This window comes from Mesorhizobium qingshengii, assembly GCF_027563465.1.
In the GTDB taxonomy this organism is placed as follows: Bacteria; Pseudomonadota; Alphaproteobacteria; order Rhizobiales; family Rhizobiaceae; genus Mesorhizobium; species Mesorhizobium qingshengii_A.
Map to the genome: position 1 here is coordinate 395,364 of NZ_JAPFQA010000003.1, position 20,480 is coordinate 415,843.

General features: G+C 65.0%; 11 protein-coding genes and 2 pseudogenes. 6 read left to right on the forward strand and 7 right to left on the reverse strand.

What is annotated here, in order from left to right; all coding sequences use genetic code 11:
* Positions 1-22: 22 nt before the first annotated feature.
* The 4 genes and pseudogenes from OOJ09_RS10930 to OOJ09_RS10945 form a co-directional block, all read right to left on the reverse strand.
* A pseudogene (locus tag OOJ09_RS10930) lies at positions 23-1,548 on the reverse strand (ABC-F family ATP-binding cassette domain-containing protein).
* A gap of 253 nt (positions 1,549-1,801) precedes the next feature.
* Positions 1,802-2,707, reverse strand: coding sequence for a DMT family transporter (locus tag OOJ09_RS10935; protein ID WP_269905222.1), 906 nt, complete (start codon positions 2,705-2,707; stop codon positions 1,802-1,804).
* A 168-nt stretch (positions 2,708-2,875) separates the two neighbouring features.
* Positions 2,876-5,983 carry an excinuclease ABC subunit UvrB gene (gene uvrB, locus OOJ09_RS10940; protein WP_269905223.1) on the reverse strand — a complete coding sequence of 1,036 codons (3,108 nt, stop codon included), beginning with the start codon at positions 5,981-5,983 and terminating at the stop codon, positions 2,876-2,878.
* A gap of 132 nt (positions 5,984-6,115) precedes the next feature.
* A complete protein-coding gene (locus OOJ09_RS10945) occupies positions 6,116-7,753 on the reverse strand; it encodes a DUF2778 domain-containing protein (RefSeq protein ID WP_269905224.1) in 1,638 nt (545 codons plus the stop codon).
* Between the two features lie 513 nt (positions 7,754-8,266).
* Between OOJ09_RS10945 and OOJ09_RS10950 the strand changes: the two genes are divergently transcribed.
* From OOJ09_RS10950 to OOJ09_RS10960, 3 genes are read left to right on the forward strand one after another with little or no spacing between them, the layout of a single operon-like run.
* The gene (locus OOJ09_RS10950) at positions 8,267-9,136 is read left to right on the forward strand and encodes a protein-L-isoaspartate O-methyltransferase family protein (RefSeq protein WP_269905225.1); all 870 of its coding nucleotides are present in this window, start codon (positions 8,267-8,269) and stop codon (positions 9,134-9,136) included.
* A gap of 53 nt (positions 9,137-9,189) precedes the next feature.
* Positions 9,190-11,895: a hypothetical protein gene (locus OOJ09_RS10955; protein WP_269905226.1), complete on the forward strand. Its 2,706-nt coding sequence runs from the start codon at positions 9,190-9,192 to the stop codon at positions 11,893-11,895.
* Positions 11,895-12,827, forward strand: a complete 933-nt coding sequence (locus tag OOJ09_RS10960; protein WP_269905227.1) for a hypothetical protein — start codon at positions 11,895-11,897, stop codon at positions 12,825-12,827. The genes OOJ09_RS10955 and OOJ09_RS10960 overlap by 1 nt, the downstream gene beginning before the upstream one ends.
* A gap of 69 nt (positions 12,828-12,896) precedes the next feature.
* On the opposite strand, the pseudogene OOJ09_RS31995 reads toward OOJ09_RS10960, so the two are convergent.
* Positions 12,897-14,131, reverse strand: a pseudogene (locus tag OOJ09_RS31995) (hypothetical protein).
* A gap of 60 nt (positions 14,132-14,191) precedes the next feature.
* Positions 14,192-16,768: a caspase family protein gene (locus OOJ09_RS10975; protein WP_269905230.1), complete on the reverse strand. Its 2,577-nt coding sequence runs from the start codon at positions 16,766-16,768 to the stop codon at positions 14,192-14,194.
* A gap of 205 nt (positions 16,769-16,973) precedes the next feature.
* On the opposite strand from OOJ09_RS10975, the gene OOJ09_RS10980 reads away from it, so the two are divergent.
* Together OOJ09_RS10980 and OOJ09_RS10985 are read left to right on the forward strand one after the other, a co-directional pair.
* Positions 16,974-18,035, forward strand: a complete 1,062-nt coding sequence (locus tag OOJ09_RS10980) for a CapA family protein (RefSeq protein WP_269905231.1) — start codon at positions 16,974-16,976, stop codon at positions 18,033-18,035.
* A gap of 66 nt (positions 18,036-18,101) precedes the next feature.
* Positions 18,102-19,073, forward strand: coding sequence for a hypothetical protein (locus tag OOJ09_RS10985; RefSeq protein ID WP_269905232.1), 972 nt, complete (start codon positions 18,102-18,104; stop codon positions 19,071-19,073).
* Positions 19,074-19,089: 16 nt separating this feature from the next.
* Here OOJ09_RS10985 and OOJ09_RS10990 read toward each other — a convergent pair whose 3' ends face one another.
* On the reverse strand, positions 19,090-19,461 hold the full coding sequence (locus OOJ09_RS10990) for a YegJ family protein (protein WP_269905233.1): 372 nt from the start codon (positions 19,459-19,461) through the stop codon (positions 19,090-19,092).
* Between the two features lie 565 nt (positions 19,462-20,026).
* Between OOJ09_RS10990 and OOJ09_RS10995 the strand changes: the two genes are divergently transcribed.
* Complete coding sequence (locus tag OOJ09_RS10995) at positions 20,027-20,269, forward strand: DUF1344 domain-containing protein (RefSeq protein WP_135898295.1); 243 nt, start codon at positions 20,027-20,029, stop codon at positions 20,267-20,269.
* The last annotated feature ends 211 nt before the right edge of the window (positions 20,270-20,480 follow it).

The following is a 20,480-nucleotide window of genomic DNA, read 5'->3' on the forward strand; positions in this document are numbered from 1 at the left end:
GGCCCGGCGGAGGCATGGCTTTTCAACCGCCAGCGTCGGCCACGGAGCGGAAGAAATCCTCGGGATCCTCGACTTCGGTCAGCTTCCGCTTCTCGATCAGCCAGAAGCGGTTGCCGATGGCGCGGATGAGGAGCGGTCGTGCGAGGCGAGCACGCAGCTTGCCTGATGGGCGAGCAGTTCGCCTTCCAGTGCCTCCTGGCCGTCGATGTCGAGATGGTTGGTCGGCTCGTCGAGCAGGTAGAAGTTGGGGTTGGCGAGCCTGAGTGCCAGCATCATCAGCCGCGCCTTCTGGCCGCCGGACAGCACGCCGATCCTGCGCTCCTGCATGTCGATGCCGACGCCGGCACCGGCGAGCAGCGAGCGGGCGCGTTGCTCGCCGACATCGTGGCGGCGCGAGACCATCGCCAGCGGCGTGTCGTCGCCGCTGATGCCGGACAGCGCCTGGTCGCTGTAGCCGAGCACCGTCGACGGCGTCACCTTCACGTTCCACACGGTATCCGGCTCGAGGATGGCGTTGCGGATCAAGGTGACGAAGCGCGACTTGCCGACGCCATTGCGGCCGAGCAGGACGATGCGGTCGCCCTGGCATATGTGGCGCTTGCCGGTCCTGAACAGCAGCGTGCCGTCGGGTGTTTCCACCGCCGCGTCGTCGAGCGTGATCAGCACCTTGGCATGCGTGCCGCGATTGGCGAGCCTGATCGCACCCGCCGATTTCTCGCGATGCGCCGGGGCCGCTGCCTCTTCCAGCCGCTCGGCGCGCTGGTTGAGCTGCTTGGTCTTGACCGTCAGCAGGTCGCTGCCCGAATTGATGCCGATGTTGTTGAGCTTGGCCGCCTGCCGGCGCAGTTGCTGCGCCACCTTCATGTCGCGCTGGAACTTGCGCTCCGTCGAAGCGTCGACGTCGTCGAGCGCCTGCCGGGCGCGGGAATAGGGCAGGGCAAACACCGGCGACTGTTCCGGGCGCAGGAACAGCGTCCGGTTGGTTGTGGCGTCGAGGAAGGCGCGGTCGTGGCTGGCGATGACGACCGGCACTTCGCGCGGCAGCGTGTTCAGCCAGGTCTCCAGCTGGCTGATGCGGGCAAGGTCGAGATGGTTGGTCGGCTCGTCGAGCAGCAGCACGTCGGGATCGGTGACCCAGACGCGGGCGATCAGCGCCAGCCTCTGCCAGCCGCCGCTCAGCGCCTGCATTTGCCGTTCGCGCATCTGTTCCGGCACGTCGAGTGAATCGAGAACCACATCGACGCGCCACATCTCGCTTTCGGCCTGCTCGGGCGGCAAGGCGTCGGCCACCACCTGATGGAAGCTGCGATCAAGAAGAGCCGGGGCAACGGACTGTTCGACATGGCCGACGCGCAGGCCGCGCGTGCGGGTGATGTCGCCGGAGGTCGGTTCCATGTCGCCGGTCAGGCATTTGAGCAAGGTCGACTTGCCACGGCCGTTGGCGGCGACGATGCCGAGCCGGTCGCCGGTGCCGATGGTGAGGTCGAGGTTGCGAAACAGCGGCGCACTCATGGTGACGCCAAGAGATTTGAGGCTGATCAGGGCCATTTTGATTTCTCTGGTCTTGCCGGAGGAAAACTCCGGTTCAATGCACTTTGACGGTGCGCGTGCTGGCCATCAGGCTCGGCGTTGCAACACCACGAAGGGCAGACCAAAAAATCGAAGCGGGAAAAACCCGGACCGTCCCTGGTCAGCCCTGCAAGCTGGCTCGCAGGGCAGAGATCGGGCCACGCTGACGATGGTGACGATGAAACGTGAACACGTGAGCCCTCCTTTCAAGACGTTCGAGTGTGAGAAGCGATTACACCAAAGGCGGGGCCGATGGCAAGGCCGCCGCTTTCACCCGGCGCGGGAACGGGTCCAGCACCAGTATGCAACCGCCGATGATCGCCACCGCGCCGAAGGCCTGGATGATAGTCAGAGACTCGCCAAGCAGAGCCGTGCCGACCAGCACCGCGACCGTGGTCACGGCGAATTCGACGCTGATCGTCCTGGTGGCGCCGATGCTGGCCACCAGCCGGAAGTAGACGACATAGGTCATCGCGCTCATCACGCAGGCGAGGATCGCGAGATAGAGGAAGTCGATGGCGCGCGGCATCGCCGGCACCGGCACGGCCAGAAGCAGCGGCAGCGTCATCAGCCCACCGAACAGGAAAGCGGCGCTGGTGAGTTCGAGCGAGCCGACCGCGCGCAGATGGCGGTTGGCATAGTTGCTGCCGAACGCGGCCGAGAAGGAGCTGAACAGCGAGGCGGCGCAGCCGAATGCGAAGGACGGCGTGATCGGCACCGAAGGGAAGCCGACCAGAACGATGATGCCGGCGGCGCCGAGGAGCAGCCCGGCCAGCCCGCGAACGGTGATGCGCTCGAGCCCCCACAACTGGCCGATGATCATCGAGAACAGCGGGATCGCGGCAACGAGGATGGCCGCCATCGCCGTGCCGATGCGCGGCGTGGCATAGGACAGGCCGATCAGTTGTGCGGCGACGGTCGTCGCGCCGACCATCGTGAAACGCCGCCAGCCGGCGCTGAAATCGAGCCGGCGCCGAGTCACCGCGGCCAACAGCAGAAGCGTGATGCCGGCGATCAGCGACCGCAAGGTGACCGCGCCGATCCAGCCAAACGCATGCACCACCTTGAGCAGCACCAGGAACGACAGGCCCCAGGTGATGGCAAGGAAGACGTAGGAGGCGATGTCCCTGGGTTTCATGAATGGGCGGCCGGCGGGTGGTTTGTTTCCGGAGCGGAAGGGCAGGATGGCAAGGCCCGTATAGATTCCACCGGCGACTGGCAAGGACGGGTGCATAGTCCAGAAGCGAGTCGCCGGTGAAGTTGGCCGAAGAAGAGCTTTTATGTTGGAGAGGGGGGCGAAGGATCGCTACCGTCCTGGCCTGCCCGTTTTCCCCGGCCGGCGCTTTTCGCGGCGGGCGTCGCCGGGATCCTCGTAGGAGCCGATGCCGGCGCGCTGGCGGACGATGGGCTTGTTGGGATCGCCGTGTTGCTTCGCGCCCCCCTCTGTCCCGCCGGCCCCCACAAGGGGAGAGATCGGCTGGGGCTTGGCCGGCACTTTTCCCTCGACCGGTTTTTCCGTGCGCCGCACCGTCATCTCGTCCAGTGAGTTCTTCTTGAACAGCGGTTTGACCGGCTCTCCGGGAATGCCGAAGTCGGAGCCGTGCGCTTCCTCCGCAGACTGTTTCTTGAACAAAGAGCGTGACACCGCGCCGGCGGGTGTCGGCATGTCGGTGCCCGGGCCCATGGCGTCGAGCGATGGCTTGCGGAAGAGGGCGGATTTGACACGAACCTGCGCGCTATCCTTCGGCTTGCTGGCCGCCACGACAGGGATGTTTCCGTTGTCGTCGGCCGTGCGGTGGATGGCGCGGCCCTTGTTGTGCTTGCCCTTTTCCCGGCCCGAAACCGGGCTTTCCATGTCGGCGTATTTGGCCAGCGGGTCTTCGGAGATCGACAGCTCCATCTCGCGCAACCGCTTGATCTCGTCGCGGATGCGGGCGGCCTTCTCGAAATCGAGATTGGCGGCCGCGTCGCGCATCTGCTTGTCCATGGCGTCGAGATGGGCCTTGAGATTGTTGCCCATCATGGCGCCGGCGCTGTCGGTGAACTGCGAGATGTCGGCGCGGACGTGGTCCTTTTCGTAGACCGAGTCGAGAATGTCCGAGATGCGCGACTTGACCGATTCCGGCGTGATGCCGTTGGCCGCGTTCCACTCCATCTGCTTTTCGCGGCGGCGGCTGGTCTCGGCCATCGCCCGTTCCATCGAGCCGGTGACCTGGTCGGCATAGAGGATGACCTTGCCGTCGACGTTGCGGGCGGCGCGGCCGATGGTCTGGATCAGCGAGGTTTCCGAGCGCAGGAACCCTTCCTTGTCGGCGTCGAGAATGGCGACGAAGCCGCATTCGGGGATGTCGAGGCCTTCGCGCAAAAGGTTGATGCCGACCAGCACGTCGAAGGCGCCAAGGCGCAAATCGCGCAGGATCTCGATGCGCTCCAGCGTGTCGATGTCGGAGTGCATGTAGCGCACGCGCACGCCCTGTTCGTGCAGGTATTCGGTCAGGTCCTCGGCCATGCGCTTGGTCAGCACGGTCACCAGCGTGCGGTAGCCGGCCTTGGTGGTCTCGCGGATCTCGCCGACGACATCGTCGACCTGGCTTTTCGCCGGGCGCACCTCGACCGGCGGGTCTATCAGGCCGGTCGGGCGGATCACCTGCTCGGCGAAGACGCCGCCGGCCTGCTCCATTTCCCAGCCGCCCGGCGTTGCCGAAACCGCGACGGAGAGCGGGCGCATGGCGTCCCATTCCTCGAAGCGCAGTGGCCGGTTGTCCATGCAGGACGGCAGGCGGAAGCCATATTCGGCCAGCGTCGCCTTGCGCCTGAAGTCGCCGCGATACATGCCGCCGATCTGCGGGACGGTGACGTGGCTTTCGTCGATGAAGACCAGCGCGTTGTCGGGAATGTATTCGAACAGTGTCGGCGGCGGATCGCCGGGCTGGCGGCCGGTCAGGTAGCGCGAATAGTTCTCGATGCCGGCGCAGGAGCCGGTGGCTTCCAGCATCTCGAGGTCGAAACGGGTGCGCTGCTCCAGCCGCTGCGCTTCCAGCAGGCGGCCGGCGCGCTCAAGCTCGGCCAGCCGGTGCTTGAGCTCTTCCTTGATCGACTTGATGGCCTGGTTCAGGGTCGGGCGCGGCGTCACATAGTGCGAGTTGGCGTAGATCTTGACGCTTTTCAGCTCGCCTGTCTTCTGGCCGGTCAGCGGGTCGAACTCGGTGATCTGCTCGATCTCGTCGCCGAACATCGAGATGCGCCAGGCGCGATCTTCCAAGTGGGCGGGAAAGATCTCGATCGTGTCGCCACGCACGCGGAACGAGCCGCGGACGAAGTTGATGTCCTGGCGCTTGTATTGCTGGGCAACGAGATCGGCGAGCAGGGCGCGCTGGTCGAGCCGGTCGCCGATCTGCATCTGGAAGGTCATCGCCGTATAGGTCTCGACCGAGCCGATACCGTAGATGCAGGACACCGAGGCGACGATGATGACGTCGTCGCGCTCGAGCAGCGAACGCGTCGCCGAATGGCGCATGCGGTCGATCTGCTCGTTGATCGAGGATTCCTTCTCGATGAAGGTGTCGGTGCGCGGGACGTAGGCTTCCGGCTGGTAATAGTCGTAGTAGGAGACGAAATACTCGACGGCGTTTTCCGGGAAGAACTTCTTGAACTCGGAATAGAGTTGCGCGGCCAGCGTCTTGTTGGGCGCCAGGATCAAGGCCGGGCGCTGCGTCTCCTCGATCACCTTGGCCATGGTGAAGGTCTTGCCCGAGCCGGTGACGCCGAGCAGCACCTGGGTGCGGTCGTTGTTGTCGACGCCTTCGACAAGGTCCTTGATGGCGGTGGGCTGGTCGCCGGCCGGCTCGAAGTCCGACACCATCTTGATGGCGATGCCGCCTTCCGATTTTTCGGGCCGGGCAGGGCGGTGCGGCGTCCACAGCACGCCGTCCTTGTGCAGCGGATTGCCGGATTCGATCAGCGCCGACAGCGCGGCCACCGTGGCGGTGACGCTGCCGGAGGCCATGGTCTCGGCGTCTTCCAGCGAGATGTCGAGGCCGGCGACCGGATTGAGGCCGGCCGCTGTGCGCTCCCTGGCTGTCGCCGCGCCACCCATCGAGGTGCCGCGCGCGGTGCGGCCGGGCGAAGACGAGCGCTCGGGGATCTTTTTCGATGGCTTCGGCGATTTGCCGCCGTCACGCTTGCCGATCAGGCGTCCTTCCTTCTCGGCCTCCTGCTCGATCTGCTCGGCCCAATCGGCGATCGAACCGGTCAGCGGCGTGCCCGACAGCCCGGGCTGCGGCATTTCGGCGAAGCCGCCCCTGTGCAGCGGCTCCGACGCGTCGAGGAAATCAGTCAGCGGACTGCGCCGCTTCGGCGCGGCGCGGTCGTCATTCGCCGTCGGCGGCGTTCTTTTATCGGAGGATTTGGCCATGTCCCGAATATGGGAGGTCTTGGCCAAAATGGAAAGAGTGGGATGGCGGGAGGCGCGCCGCCAGGCGCGGCTGCTGACAGAAGGCTGTCAGGAGCGTGCGGGACGGGGTCAGCGCGCCCGTCCCGTTACCGGTCAGGCGCCGCTTCCGTTTGATGCCACCCGCGTCGCCGATCCGTTCAGGCGCGGCACCACGACGAGGCGCGTGACCTTGCCCTTCTTGAAGGCGGCGAGGAAGCGGCCGTAGTCCCTGAACACGACGCAGCCATTCGATTCGGCGCGGCCGCCGCGCAGCATGTAGCTATGGGCGAGCAGGCCGTTGCGGCCATATTTGTTGCCGCCACTGACAGGCGTGAGACGAATGGCCTCAACGCCGTGGAAACGCGATTCGCGCAGCGACAGATTGTAGGTGTTGGGGGGTGTCGGCCCGCGATCCTTCCTATCGACATAGCGCGGCTGGTCGACCATGGCACCATACCCCGAATGCGCTTCGAGCCGCTGGCCGTCCGGCAGGTAGACGGTTCCTGCACTGATATCGTAGACGGCAACGCCGCCGCCGGCTCCGGTCCTGGCGTTCGGCGCGCCGAACAGGTTCTTGAACGCCTGGCCGAGGCCGCCGGCGGGAACGTCGGGCTTGGCATAGGCCAGCACGTCGCCGCCATCGGCCGGCCGGCCTTGCCGGGCCGGCTGAGCTGGTCTGCCGGCCAGCTGAGCTGGCTTTGTCTGTGAGGCCGGCTTCTGTGGGGCCGGCTTCTGCTGCACGATCTTGGGTGATTGAGCCGGCTTTTCCTGCTCCACCGACTTGGGTGGCTCCGGCGCGTCGAACTGCGGGCGGCGGGTCGGCAGCGGCACGTCGTCGGTCAGCGCGTCCGGCAAGGAGGCGGCATCGCCGGGCTGTTCCTGCCGGGTTTCGACAGGCGCGACCGCGACGTCGGCCGGGGATTCGGTCATCGGCAGCGGCGAGGCGAATGCCTCGTCCTCGACCGGCAGCGACTGGACGAGGGCCAGTGCCAGCTGCGCGTTATCAGGCGTCTCCGGCTGGGCAAAGCCCATCGGCTGTGGCGCGGTCTGCACGACGACCGAGCCGGTATCGACGCGGGCGAAGCGTTCCGCCGCCGGAGCCGGAATGTCATCCGACAGGCTGGCCACCACGCTGGCGGACGGCACCAGCGACGCCTCGGCGACCTGCGGCGCGACGCTGGAAATCACGGGACGGGCGTTGGCCGCGACAGCAGGCTTTCCGGCATCGGCAAAGACGGCCGCAAGCCGGGTCGGCGACAGCGACGCTTCGATGCGTTCGAACCGCTCTTGCGATTTCGACTTTGCGACCGCCGGGACGACCGTCGGCTTCGCTTGCGCCACAAGGCGCCCGGATTTTTCAGCCAGGGGGCTCACCCCGGCCAGCCTGAAGCAGCTCGCGCCGCACTGCACGGCATGATCGTGCAGGGCCTGCGCGCCGCCATGGGCGTTGGCCAGAACGAACGGCGCCGAAGATGTGAGGAAATGCTGCTTCAGCGGATCGGCAAGGGCAAGCGAGCCCGGCATCGCCAGCGTCTGCGGCAGGCCTCCGGACGTCGCCGACAGCGAGGCGCCGACGGAACTCAGGCCGACCATGGTGCCGACCAGCCACAAACCAACCGCCGCGCTGACACCTGGCACAGCGACCCAGCGGACGATCCGTTCAGGGTTGAAGGAGGAGGAACGCGGCGCGTCGCAGGCGGTCTCGCCGTCCCAACGCTCGTCCCCGACAATTTTTCTACTCAAGAACGCCATGCGACCAATCTTGCTCCAACCGGCTCCCACGTCCGCGGCTGTGATAGCCGCGACGACCATTCTGTGAGTGATCCCAGGTGGTCCCCGACGCGTTTTCCGCGCCTGTCGTTAGTTGCCGATTGATTCAAAATATGGACAAAGTTGGTTAACCAATCCCTCTCAAAACCAACAAGGGACGCGGACTTTGTGCCGAAGAAGGCTTGTCCACGACCATGAACGCGGTATTGCAGCCCTTCCAATGCGTTTTTGCTGCCTGTTTTTGCCCTTCAAGTCAAGCAAAACAGCCCTTGCTAATTGACGCGGAAGCTCTTTCAGCGAGTCATTGTGGCAAAGGCGCACGCCGTTGCGTGTTGCCGGACAAGCCTCGGCACCGGCGAAACTGTTGCTCTCCTGCCACAATTTCTCCGTCCGGGCGGCAGCCCCTCGACGGCCATTGACTCGTTTTGGGAGGCCGTGCAATCGGGGTAAGTGCTTGGTTTTGGGTGGCAAAGGCCACTTTCGGAGGCTTTTTCCATGAAGCGTCGGGACTTCTTGGCGCTGTCGGCGGGTGCGGCGGCGTTTTCCATTCTTCCAGGCGCCGTCAAGGCGAACGTGCCGGTGCCCTATGACCGGAACGCCGAGGTGCCGGTGAACGACAAGAAGGCGTTCACCGAGTGGATGGTGGCCAATCGCGGCGAGGATCCGAAGTTTCTCGCGGAGCGATTCGATCGCTTCCAGATCATGGTCTACAACAAGGATGTGCTGGACGACCGCAACAAGCGCGCCTTCCTGCTGACACCGCGCGAAGAGTTCGTGCTGCCGCAGAATCTGGGGCGCGCCTATGATCACGCGTTCCTCGACATCGGCTATGGCGTGACGATATCCGGTCCGCACCTGGTCGGACGCATGACGACGGCCATCGACGTGCAGCTTGGCGAAGCCGTGCTCGAGATCGGCACCGGCTCCGGCTACCAGTCGGCCTACCTGGCCAATCTCACCGACAAGGTGCACACGATCGAGATCATCAATCCGCTGGCGCAGCGCACCCGCCGCACCTATGACGCGCTGATCGAGCGCGGCTACAGCGAGTTCGGCTCGGTCACCAGCCGCAATGCCGACGGCTACTATGGCTGGGAAAGCGTCGGTCCATTCGACAAGATCATCGTCACCTGCGGCATCGACCACATCCCGCCGTCGCTGTTGCAGCAGCTCAAGCCCAATGGCGTCATGGTCATTCCGGTCGGGCCGCCGGGCGCACAGCACGTGCTCAAGGTGATCAAGCAGCAACTCGCCGACGGCACGTTCAACATCGTCCGCTCGGACATCTACAACGGCAAGGTGGTGCCTTTCGTGCCCTTCACCAAGCTGGAAGGCGACCAGATCGTCGGCACGCACAACGGTTGAGTTGCCCGCCGGTCCAAGCCTGCCGAGCTAAACCGCCGCATCAAGGGGCCTGAATGACGGCTGTCGTATCGACCTCTCGACCAAGCATCGCCTCGCTGGAGGCGCCGCGGCTCGCGCACTACTTCGCGGTCGGGCTGATAGCCGGCGCCATCATCGCGCTGCAGATATCGGTCATGCGGGTGTTCGCCGTCGGCAGCTGGTCGCATTTCGGCTCGCTGGTGGTGAGCCTCGCCATGCTCGGCTTCTCGCTGTCCAGCGTCGTCATCTTCGCCGGCAAGGACTGGTTCGACCGGCACTGGCAAGGGGCGGCCACATCGGCCCTGCTGCTGATCGGCCCGCTTGCCGTCGCTTCCAACCTCGTTGCCCAGACGGTGCCGTTCAACGCCATCTTCCTGGTCTCCGACCCCGAGCAGAAATGGCGGCTGCTGGCCAATTTCCTGCTCTACCTCCTGCCGTTCCTGGCGGGTGCGTTCTTCCTCGGCATCGTCTTCCTGAAAAGCCGCACCGCCTTCGGCCGTGTCTATTTCGCCGATCTCACCGGCTCGGGGCTCGCCGGCCTCGCCGTGCTGGTGTCGATGTATCTGTTCGCGCCGGAGACCATCATCGTCGTACCGCTGCTTTTGTGGGCGGCCGGCTCGATCCTGTGGTTCCTCGCTTTCGGCGCCTGGAAGAGTGTCGTCGCCGGCGTGGTCGTGGCGGCGCTGTCGATCGCCGGTTACCTCATGCTGCCTGACCTGCTCGGCATCCCCGACATCGCGGTGTCGCAGTACAAGGGCGTCGCCTATGCGCGCAATTTCCCCGACGGCAAGCGCATCTACCGCAACGTCGCTCCGTTCGGCGACCTGCAGGTCTATGCCAGTTCCTACATGCATTTCGCGCCCGGCCTGAGCGACAATGCCGCCTTCGGCATGCCCGAAGTTCCGGCCAACACCTATGTCGGCATGTATCGCGACGGCGACGGGCCGGAAGGCATCATGCGCAACCTGGCGCCAGCCGAGCAGGTCTATTTCCGCTATCTGCCGATGCACTACCCCTATGTCATCAAGGAGAAGCCCAAGACCTTCGTCGTGCAGTTCGGCGGCGGCATCTCCACGCAGGCCGCGCTCAATGCCGGCTCGACCTCGGTCACTGTCGCCGAGAGCAACCCGATGACATTGCGGGCGTTCCGCGACCCGGTCCTGAAGGACGTTACCGGCGATATCCTGGCCGAACCGCGGCTCAAGGTGATCGATTATGACGGACGCCTGTTCCTCGCCAACACGACAGAGCGCTACGACGTCATCGATCTCAGCCTTGCCGACAGCGTTGGCCTGTCCAATCCGGGCGGCTTCGCGATCTCGGAGAAATACGCCTACACGCACCAGGCGATGCTGAGCTACATGCGCGCGCTCGCCGATGGCGGCGTGCTGTCGGTGACCTTGTGGAACAAGGAAGAGCCGCCGAAATCGGTGCTGAAGCTCTATTCGACCATCGCCGAGGCGGCCGGTACCTTCGACCGCCAAGGCGCGGCCAACGACATCTTCGCCGTGTCGAGCTATCTGTCGACGACGACGGTGCTGTTCAAGCGCGGCGGCTTCACCGAGGCGGAAATCAAGACCTTGCGCGACTACACCAAGTCGATGTCGTGGGAGGAAGTCTACTATCCCGGCATGGCCTATGACGGCTCGACGGCGCAAAAGGTCCTCGACGATTATCGCGCCTCGATCTTCGGCAGCGGGGAGGATGCGACGCTCACCCAGCCCGCCGCCGATGCGACCGCGCCAGCAGGCGCTTCCGCGCCTGGGAATCCCGACTGCGACCCGACGGCGCCGGCCGACCCAACGCTCGAAGCCTGCGCCAACGCTGGCGGCTCTGCCGGGCCCGACGTGCTGCCGGCCACCGCGCTGCAGCGCATGGCCTGGCACGCGCTTTTGACCGGCGGCTGGGAAAAGCTCGCCAGCGACTATGTCTTCGACGCGCGGGCGCTGAGCAACGACCAGCCCTATTTCGCCGCCTATGTGAAGGTCGCCGACCTGCCGAGGACGCTGGACAGGCTCGACCTGTTCCAGGACGACTGGGGCTATCTGCTGATCTGGGCGACGCTCGGCATTGCCTGCATCACGGCGGCGTCGCTGGTGCTGCTGCCGGTCATATTCGGCTGGCGCATCGTCTTCTCACGCTCGCGCGGCAAGCTCGGCACCATCCTCTATTTCGCCTGTCTCGGCCTTGGCTACATTATGGTCGAGGTCGGGCTGATCAGCCGTTTCACCGTGGCGCTCGCCAATCCGACCGTGTCGGCCTCGGTGCTGATCTCGTCGATGCTGGTGTTTTCCGGTCTTGGCAGCCTGTTCGCCGAGCGCATCTTCGACCGCGCCAGAACGCTTCTGCCTGTCTTGTTGCTGGCGATCTGCGTGCTGCTGCTGGCCTACGGCTTCTATCTGTCGCCGGTGCTCGACTGGATCGGCGCCTATCCCTACACCGTGCGGCTGCTGCTCTGCTTCCTGCTGGTGTCGCCGCCGGCCTTCCTGATGGGCATGCCGATGGCCACCGCCATGACCTGGCTGGCGCGGCTCGGCAAGGAGCACCTGTTCGTCTGGGCCTGGGGCATCAATGGCTGCTTTTCGGTGATCGGCTCGGCGGCGGTGCCGATCGTCGCCACCAGTTTTGGCCTCAGCGCCGTGCTGCAATGGGCGGCGATCGCCTATCTCATCGCCATCCCGGCTTTCTTCGCGGTGCTGCTGCCATCGAAGATGCCGTCCATCCGATTGGTGACGGCCTGATGCCCGACCGGCGCGCCATCATCGCCGGACTGTTGGCCGCGGCGGCTTTCCCGGCGGCGAGCCAGGCGGCGCGCTTGCGCAAGGCCATATCGACGATCGTGCCGTTCAAGACATCGCCATTCCCCTACCGGGGCAAGCTGCCCGATGGTTCCGGGCCCTTTCTCGACGTGACGGCCAATGGCCGGCACGGCCACACCTCGCCGCGCGGCGGCATCTACTGGGAAGACGAGACCTATTCCGACCGCAGCACGCTGCTGGCGATGCCGAAAGGGTTCGATCCGGCCAAGCCGGCGGTCATCGTGGTGTTCTTCCACGGCAATGGCGCCACCTTGCAGCGCGATGTGGTCGGCCGCCAGCGGGTGGTCGCGCAGGTCGAGGCGTCCGGCCTCAACACCGTGCTGGTGGCGCCGCAATTCGCCAGCAACGCGCAGGATTCCAGCGCCGGCAATTTCTGGACGCCGGGCGTCTTCGCCCGCTTCATGGCCGAGGCAGCCCAAGGCCTCGGCAGGCTGACCGGCGCCAAGGCGGCGAAATTCGACGCCATGCCGGTGGTGCTGGTCGCCTATAGCGGTGGCTACAACCCCGCGGCCTCCGTGCTGAAGAACGGCGACATCGGCGGCCGCCTGCTCGGCGTCATCCTGCTCGACGCGGTATTCGACGAAGCAGATATTTTCGCCAACTGGACCGCACGCCACAGGAAGAGCTTCTTCGTCAGTGCCTATGGCCAGTCCTCGGCCTCCGGCAATGCGCAGATCCGGCAGTTGCTGGCAGGGCAGGGCATCGACGCCAGTTCGGATCCGCCGCGCCGGCTCGAAGCCGGCAGCGTCGCCTTCCTCGCCTCGGATGCCGCCCACGACAGCTTTGTCACCCGCGCCTTCGTCGGCAACCCGCTGCAATGGCTGCTGGCCCGCCTGCACGGGTTTCCGCGTTAGACCAGTTCAACTAAGCCATCGTCGTCACAACCCAAAGGCAATACGTCTGTTCAGCGTGGGATCCCGCCTTCAGTTGAACCAAAGCGCAAACGTCAGGAAGCCGCCGCCGCCGAACTCGCGCTGGATCTGGTCGAAATCCTCGCTGGTCAGGATCCTGCCGCTTTCGAGGTAGGGCGCGATGCCGGGGCCGGTGATCGACAGCACCAGGTCGAAGGGCTTCGGCTCGTCGAAGAAGCGCTTCATGTTGATGCCCTTGCCGGTGATGCGGAAGTGCGGCAGCAGCGCCCGGCCTTCGAGCAAATCCTCGGCCATGGTCAAGGTGGCGAGCCAGGCTTGCACCTGTTCCTCGCCGACTTCGAGGCCAGTCAGCGGGTTCTCTCCCTTCTGTTGCGGACCGGGCAGCCATTCGCGGTCATTGTCGGTCTCGGCGCGGATTGCCTTCCAATCCTCGCGCGACAGCCGGATCATTTCGAGCAGTTCGCGGCGCGCCGCTTGCCGGCGTTCCGGTTCGACCACCGGCCAGTTGATGAGATGCACCAGCGAAATGAAATCGGCGATGCGCCATTCCGAGGAGAAGATGCTGCTGCCCATATCGCCGCTCGGCGGGACGAGAATGTCCTGCAGCGGCAGTTTGGCGCGTGGGAACAGCATGTGGAACGAACCGTCGAATGTGCTTTTAAAATCATGCGCCAGCCAGAAATCGGCCTGCGCCATCAGGAACTCGGCATAGCCCTGCAGCCAGAAACCGTCAGCGCCGGTGCCGCGTCGTCCGGCGCGCTGCCGCCGCGCGACAGCGACGCCATGATGGCGGCCATGCTTTCATCCGGCGCGATCGTGCCGTCCTCGTTGAGGTCGATGCCGACATGGGTGAGGTCGATGACCATGCCGATATCGGCATCGGAGGGCACCGAACCCAGCGTGGCGGCGGATTTCTCCAGCCGGTCGCGGAAGGCGGCCAGAATGGCGCGGAACTGCTCGTAGGTCAGCGGCTCGGGGTTGGGATTGTCGGGCACCGGCAGCCGCATCAGCGGCAGCATGAACGATTGCGGGCTCTCGAAGCCATGACGATGCAGGCCGCTGGCCAGGATCTCCAGCGCGGTGAAGAATTCCCCGGCGCCGGCCGCATAGGCTGATGCCGGATCCTTGGGCGCGGCGGTCTCCAGCGTCGACAGGGCGCTGTCGCGCGCGGCCACGGTCTTCGCCTCGAACAAGGCGGCTGCCGCTTCGGGCATTGCCGCACGGGCCGAAGACAATGGCACGAGCAGAATGAAGGCGGATGCCAGCAGGCTCGAAAGTCGGTTCATCGTGGTCCTCCGGTTTGCCGTTCCATCGCGATCATAAACACAATCGGCAACGCGCGTCCGTCACTTCAGCGCCGCCAGCGCCTTGTCGATTTCGGCCATCTGCCCCTGGAAGTAGCCGTCATATTGGGGATAGCCGGCGTCGTGGTAAAACGACCACGCCAGTTGCATCCGCTGCCTGGCATCCCCGAGCAGCCTGGCATCGCCGTTCTTGCGACCGAGGACAAGCAGCCCGGCGCCGACCCCGCCTTGCAAGGACGCCCATTGCAGCGGCGCGCTCTCTTTTGTCCACTCTTTCAAGGCTTCGTCATAGGAGGCAAGACCGGCCCGGATGGTCGCGTCCTCGCCCGTCCGCTCACCGGTCAGGACGAGGGCGCGGGCAAGATTGTTGTGCGCTGTCGCCCAACTGAACGGCTCGCGCTCGCGCGTCCATTCCTCCAGTGCGTTGCGGTAGGCATTGGCCGCCAGCGCAAGGCTCCGGGTGCCTTGCTCGCGCTGGCCGATGGACAACATGGCGTTGGCCAGGTTGTTCTGTTCCGTCGCCCACAGCAGCGGCACGCGCTCGCGGGTGTTTTCACGGAGCGCGGCATTGTAGGCATCCACTGCCTGTTGCAGCAGGTCGCTGCCGTCGAGCCGGTCGCCGATCGCCCATAGCGCGCTGCCCAAGCCATCCTGCGCGGCGGCCCAGGACAGGGGGTCGAGGTCGCGGGTCAGCGTCTTCAGCACATCCTCATAGGCATCGACGGCTTCGTGCAACCGGTCCGGCTGGTTGCCGCGCAGGCCGGTCCAGGCGATGGCATCGGCTTCGCCCTTGCGCGCCAATGCCCATTTGACGGGTTGCTCCTGCCGCGAAATCGCCTGCCGGGCGGCGGCGAAGGCAGTCGCCGCCTGCTGGTATTGCTCCGGGCCGCTCTTGCGCGTCCCAAGCATTACCAGCGCCGTGCCAAGATTGGACTGAGCCTCCGCCCACAGCGAAGGATCGACCTGCTTGATCCCGCTGGAGACGATGCCAGAGAAAATGCCGACCGCCTGCTCCAGCGACGAGGAGTCGCTCTGGCGCTGTCCATACATATACATCGCCAGGCCGAAATCGTTCTGGGTCATTATCAATTGAGGTGTCAGGCGATCCTGGGGAAGCAGCTTGGCCGCTTCGGCAAATGTTCGCATCGAGGCTTGCAGAGCCTTGTTGTCGCCGCGAAACGTACCGTAGGCGCGGATGGCATTGGCTTCAGCCAGCTTGTAATGCCAGGCGAGGCCAGCGTCCCATTTCTTCACCTGCTCGAACGCCTTGCGGTAGTCGTCGGCCGCCTTCATCTGCTGGAAGGCGAGGAAATAGGTATCGCCGCTGCGGCTGTAGACTTCGGCGAATTCGATCCGCCTGGCCTTCACGTCGGCCTCGGCCCGATCGACGGTTTTGGACAGTCGCGCGACACGCGCCTTGGCCTGTTGCTGGAACTGGATCGCCGCTGTTACCGCGCCGTCGGCCAGCGCCTTTTCGGCGAGATCCGACAGGCGGACGATGTCTACGTCCGTGCTCTTCAGCGCCTGCCTTTCCGCAATGATGGTCTTGAGATGTTCGGTCTGGCCGCGCAGCAGCCGGTCCAGTTCGCGCGGGTCGCTGGGCACATCGGTGCCAAGCGCGGCGAGCAGGCCGTAGAGCGTTCCGAGCGGCACGGCTTCTGAATTGGCGGCGGCCTCGACAAGGCGGCGCGTGTCGGCGGGCGTCGTGGCGATGGTCAGCAGCAGCTTGCGATGCTCGCCGCGGATCGCCGCGTCGTCACCGGCCGCCTGTTCCGGCGACAGGCCGAAATAGAGCAGCCGGCGCAGGCTGGCATTGGTCCATGGCCGCTGACGCCCGCCGGTCTGCACATAGACCTCCTCGGCCACCATCGTCATGACGTCGCCGAAGGCAAAACCGCCGGCTGCCAGATGTTTCAGCAGCGCGGCGGCATAGGGGCTGTTGCCGCCGGCATCGCCATCGAGCGCGGCGTGGCCGGGCTCGGCGGCAAAGCCGATCACCTCGCCCAGGCTTTGCGGCGCGTCGGCGGCATCGGCGAGAGGAGCGGCTCCGCGCGTCAGGTCCAGCCCGGCGGCGGCGACGGGCGCAGGACCGGAGGCGGTGACGATGGTCGCCCCGGCGGGGAACGGATTGGTGCGGCAGGCGTCCAGCAACACGATGGCGACGGGAACCTTGGCCTTCAGTTCGGCCAGCAGGCCCGATAGCGGAACGAGGTTCTTGCCGGCATCGGCGAGCGAGGATGGGTCGGCACCGACCGGCACCAGATAGTTCTCGCCGCCGGCCTCGATGCCATGTCCCGAATAGTAGAGCAGCGCCACATCGGCGCCGGCCGCATCCTCGACGAAACGTTGCAGGCCGCGGTCGAGCCTGGTCTTGTCGCCATCGGTGACGGAGGTGACATCGAAGCCGAGTTCACCGAGCAGGCGGTCGACCGCGCGGGCGTCGTTGGCGGGGTTGGGCAGGGCGGTCAGATGTTCGTAGCGGGATTCGCCGATGACCAGCGCCACGCCGCGCATCGGCTTTGCGTCGTCGGCCCAGACGGAAGGCGCGTTGAGAAACAAGGCGAAGCAAAGGGCCAGCAGCAACGCCGCGAACCTGGTCCCGCAATGCCGGCCGACCATCCCCATCTTTCCGCCCGAAAGATCCAAACCCGGCCCATGCTAATGCGCTGACCGTGGCGGCTCAATGGCGCAGTCGCGGCGGCGCGGTGAATGTCTGGCGGCAAAACGGTTGCGACGACGCCATGCTCAAGCCACTTGATTGTTGCCGGATGCGCTTCAACCGGCCCGGCGGACGGTCTACACAAGGCAAACGATTGGGCATCGCGTGTCGAACTATCCGCTTTCCTACAAACTGTCCTGGCTGCCGCGTTTCCTGAAGCCGTCGCTCGGCGGTGACGTTGGAGAATTCGCGCCGATAGCCGCAACGATGATGGCGCCACCGCCAATGCGAAGGGTGCGGCTCGCCTTCGTTGGCGACATCTCGTCGGTGGCCAATCGCGGTGCGCCGGACTGCGATCCGGCGATCAAGACACTGCTCGGCGCAGCCGACCTGGTGATCGGCAATTGCGAAAGCCCGATCGTGGACAGACCGAGTGCCGTGCTGGGGACGAAGCTCGGCACGCATCATGCCATGACCGAGCGCTTTCTTGACGAGGCGCTTGCCGCGGCAGGCATCCCGCGTGACAAGCTGGTGCTCTCGCTGGCCAATAATCATGTGCTCGACCAGGGCGTCGCCGGTTTCGACGAGACGGTGGCGGCGCTGAAGCGGCTCGGCATCCGAACCATCGGCCTGGCCGCCAATGGGCCGGTGCAGCCCGTTACCGTCGGACCGCTGAATGTCGGGTTTGCCGCCTTCACGCTGTGGCGCAATGCCGGCGCTGACCTGTTTGCCAGCCGCGTGTCTATGGAGAGCGATCCGGCGCGCTGGCCGCGCGATGCAGGTTTCGATCTCACCTGTGCAGTGCCGCATTGGGACTGGGAGTTCCGACATTTTCCGCGCGCGGAAACGCGGGCGCTGGCCAGGCGGCTGGCCGGGCAGGGCATCGGGCTGATCGCCGGCCATCATGCCCATGTCGTGCAGCCGGTGGAACGGATTGACGGGACGATCGTCGCTTATGGGCTCGGCGATTTCCTCGGCACCGCCTTTGCCCGCCAGCCATGGCCCGGACGCATTGGTGGCATCCTCGTCGTCGATGTCAGCGCCGATACCGGCACGCGCGGTGCCATCGTATCTTACCGTCTGCATCCGCTCATGCGGCTGCGGGCCGATGATCATGAGCGGCTGGTGCCGGTCGAGGTGCTGGAGGGTCGAGTGCGCAGCAGGGTCGAAGGTCGTCTGAGGGCGATCTTTCCCTCTCTTGCAACGGAAGAGGATGTCACTGTCTGACCGTCTGGTGGCCCCCGCAAAAGCGACTATCATGCGATGCCACAGGCAGGCTTGCGGGGGGCGGCGATGGAAACAGCGGATTTCATGCCAAGCGAAGCTGACATCGCCAATATCCGGAAAGACATCGAGACCTATGAGGCGGCGAGGGCCTCGGCGGTCCGGCAAGTGCGCTGGCGGGTGCCGTTGTTCGTTGGCCTGGTGCTTGTGTCCGTCGTGCTGGTCGCCTGGCTGTTCAACAAGGTCGCCGATCCCAACGAGCAATGGTTCTCGACGCCACATGTGTTTCTCTATCTCGTCGGCTTCGCGGCTTCAATCCTGCTCTATTTCCGGGCGGTCAGGCCGGCGACGCGGCTGCGGCAATCGTTCCGCGAGACGCTGGTGCCGATCGTCTTCGGCTTCATAAGGGATATGCGCTACCAGCACGACGTGACGCCGAATTCCTTCGACCGGTTGCCGCGCGAGACGGTCGGCGGCTTCACCATGAGCCGCTTCGACGACATCATATCCGGACGCTACGACGGGTTTCCGTTCGAGCTTTATGAGGCAGACCTGTGGGATGGGGCGGCAACCACGAACAGGGCGACAACCTTCAAGGGCGTCATTGTCGCCTTCGAGACGGTTGAGCCGTTCCCCGGCATACTGGTGGCGGCGCGGCGCGCCACCGCGGTCATGGGCTTCTTCCGAGGCTTGTTCACAGCAAGGATGCAGGCGTTGTCGTCGGGCGTTCCCGAACTCGATGCCGCCTATGAATTCCGCACCGACAACATCGAAGCGGCGCGGCCGCTGGTGACGGGCCGGCTGGCGCAAGCGCTGAAATGGCTGGGTGAAACCTGGCCGGACGATCCGGCCCGCATCGCGCTCAACGGCAGCGACGGTTTCCTGCTTTTGCCGCAGACGAAGAATTTCTTCGAGCTGCCGGACATCTCGGTGCCGCTCGACTACACCAGGCATGTCGCGCCGATGATATCGGACATGGGCGCCATGCTGGCGACGGCAGCGCTGGTGCGCAAGATCGGCGCGAAGGACGAGGCAGGTTAGTCCGGCCGGCACACGATCAGCAGTCGAAGCCGTATTTGTCGCGCATAGTGTCCGCTTCTTCCTTCGAGATTCTCTTGAACATCACGCAGACGGTGAAGCTGCCGACCTGACGCCCATCGCGTGTGTAGCCCCAATCGGAAACATCGTCCCGGGTGAATTCGATGTTCTGGCCGAGGACGACGTTGTGCACTTCCTCCGGCTCGTTGGCCAATATGCCGACAAACCCGGTTTCAGTGCGACGAAACGGTATGACCCAGAAGTGTTCGGTGACGTTCCCGTCCCGCACCTTGACCTTCAATTTGAACCTGTCGGTGCCGGGGGGAGGGGCCTCGGACAATGCCAGGAATTCGTCCAGCCTGGCGAGCGCCTGCGCGGTCGCCGCTGTCATCTCGGGATCGCCGGGGCAAAGATGACCGTTTTGTCGTCGCCTGGATCCGCGCCTTGTGCGCCGGCCGATCCCGGAGCAAGCGCCAGCATCAGGGATATCATGGTCCGGACTGCAAGTTTCATTGGATAGTGGTCCCCCTTCATAACGGTCGATACCATCCTGCATCCCTTCCGGGTTTGCAACCGGAGCGCGAGTTTCATCCCCCTTTGGAGCGGCGGTCTGAGCTGATCCATGAAACAAAATGTGTGCCGATGAACGGTCGGAAGTCCGTTTCGTGATGCCGCCAACGCGGATTGCGGCGGGCTTGTGATGGTCACATGCCGGCCCGTGCGGCTGGATAACACACCCTTTCCGTGGGCAAAGCGCTGTCACAAACGGTTGCCCGATTGGCAGGGAAAGCCGGATCATCAGTCAATGTGGCGGAATTAAGCCTATGATTCCGTTGCGAAAATTCATCCAACGTGATTTGCGGACAGCAGGTCTTCCGGCCCAGTCTCGGCTCGTTCGGTGCTGTCGTTTCCCAAGGCGGCGGCCCGGAAAATCGAAACAGCACGGAGTGCTACCCATGAAGAAGACCCTCGCAACCACCGCCGCTCTGCTCGCCTTTCTCGGCACGGCCTATGCCGCGACCGTCCAGGGCACCATCCAGGCCGTCGACCCGACGACCAAATCGATCACGCTCGACGACGGCAAGATCTACCAGCTGTCGCCGGACGCGGCGGTCGGGAAACTGAAGGTCGGCGCCAAAGTGGCGGTGACGGTCGACGACAAGACCGGCATGGTGACGTCGATCAAGAAGGCTTCGTAAGGTTCGAGCATGCGTTCCGGCGTTGGCTGGAACCGTCAAGGTCGCCGCCGCCCCTCATCCGCCTGCCGGCACCTTCTCCCCGTATCGTGACGGGGAGAAGGGAGCTAGTCGCGATGCCGGCGACCCCCTCTCCCCGTTCTTCACGGGGAGAGGGTAAGGGTGAGGGGCAGCGCAATTTTTCGAGATTACCCCTGTGACGTCGTCATCAGCC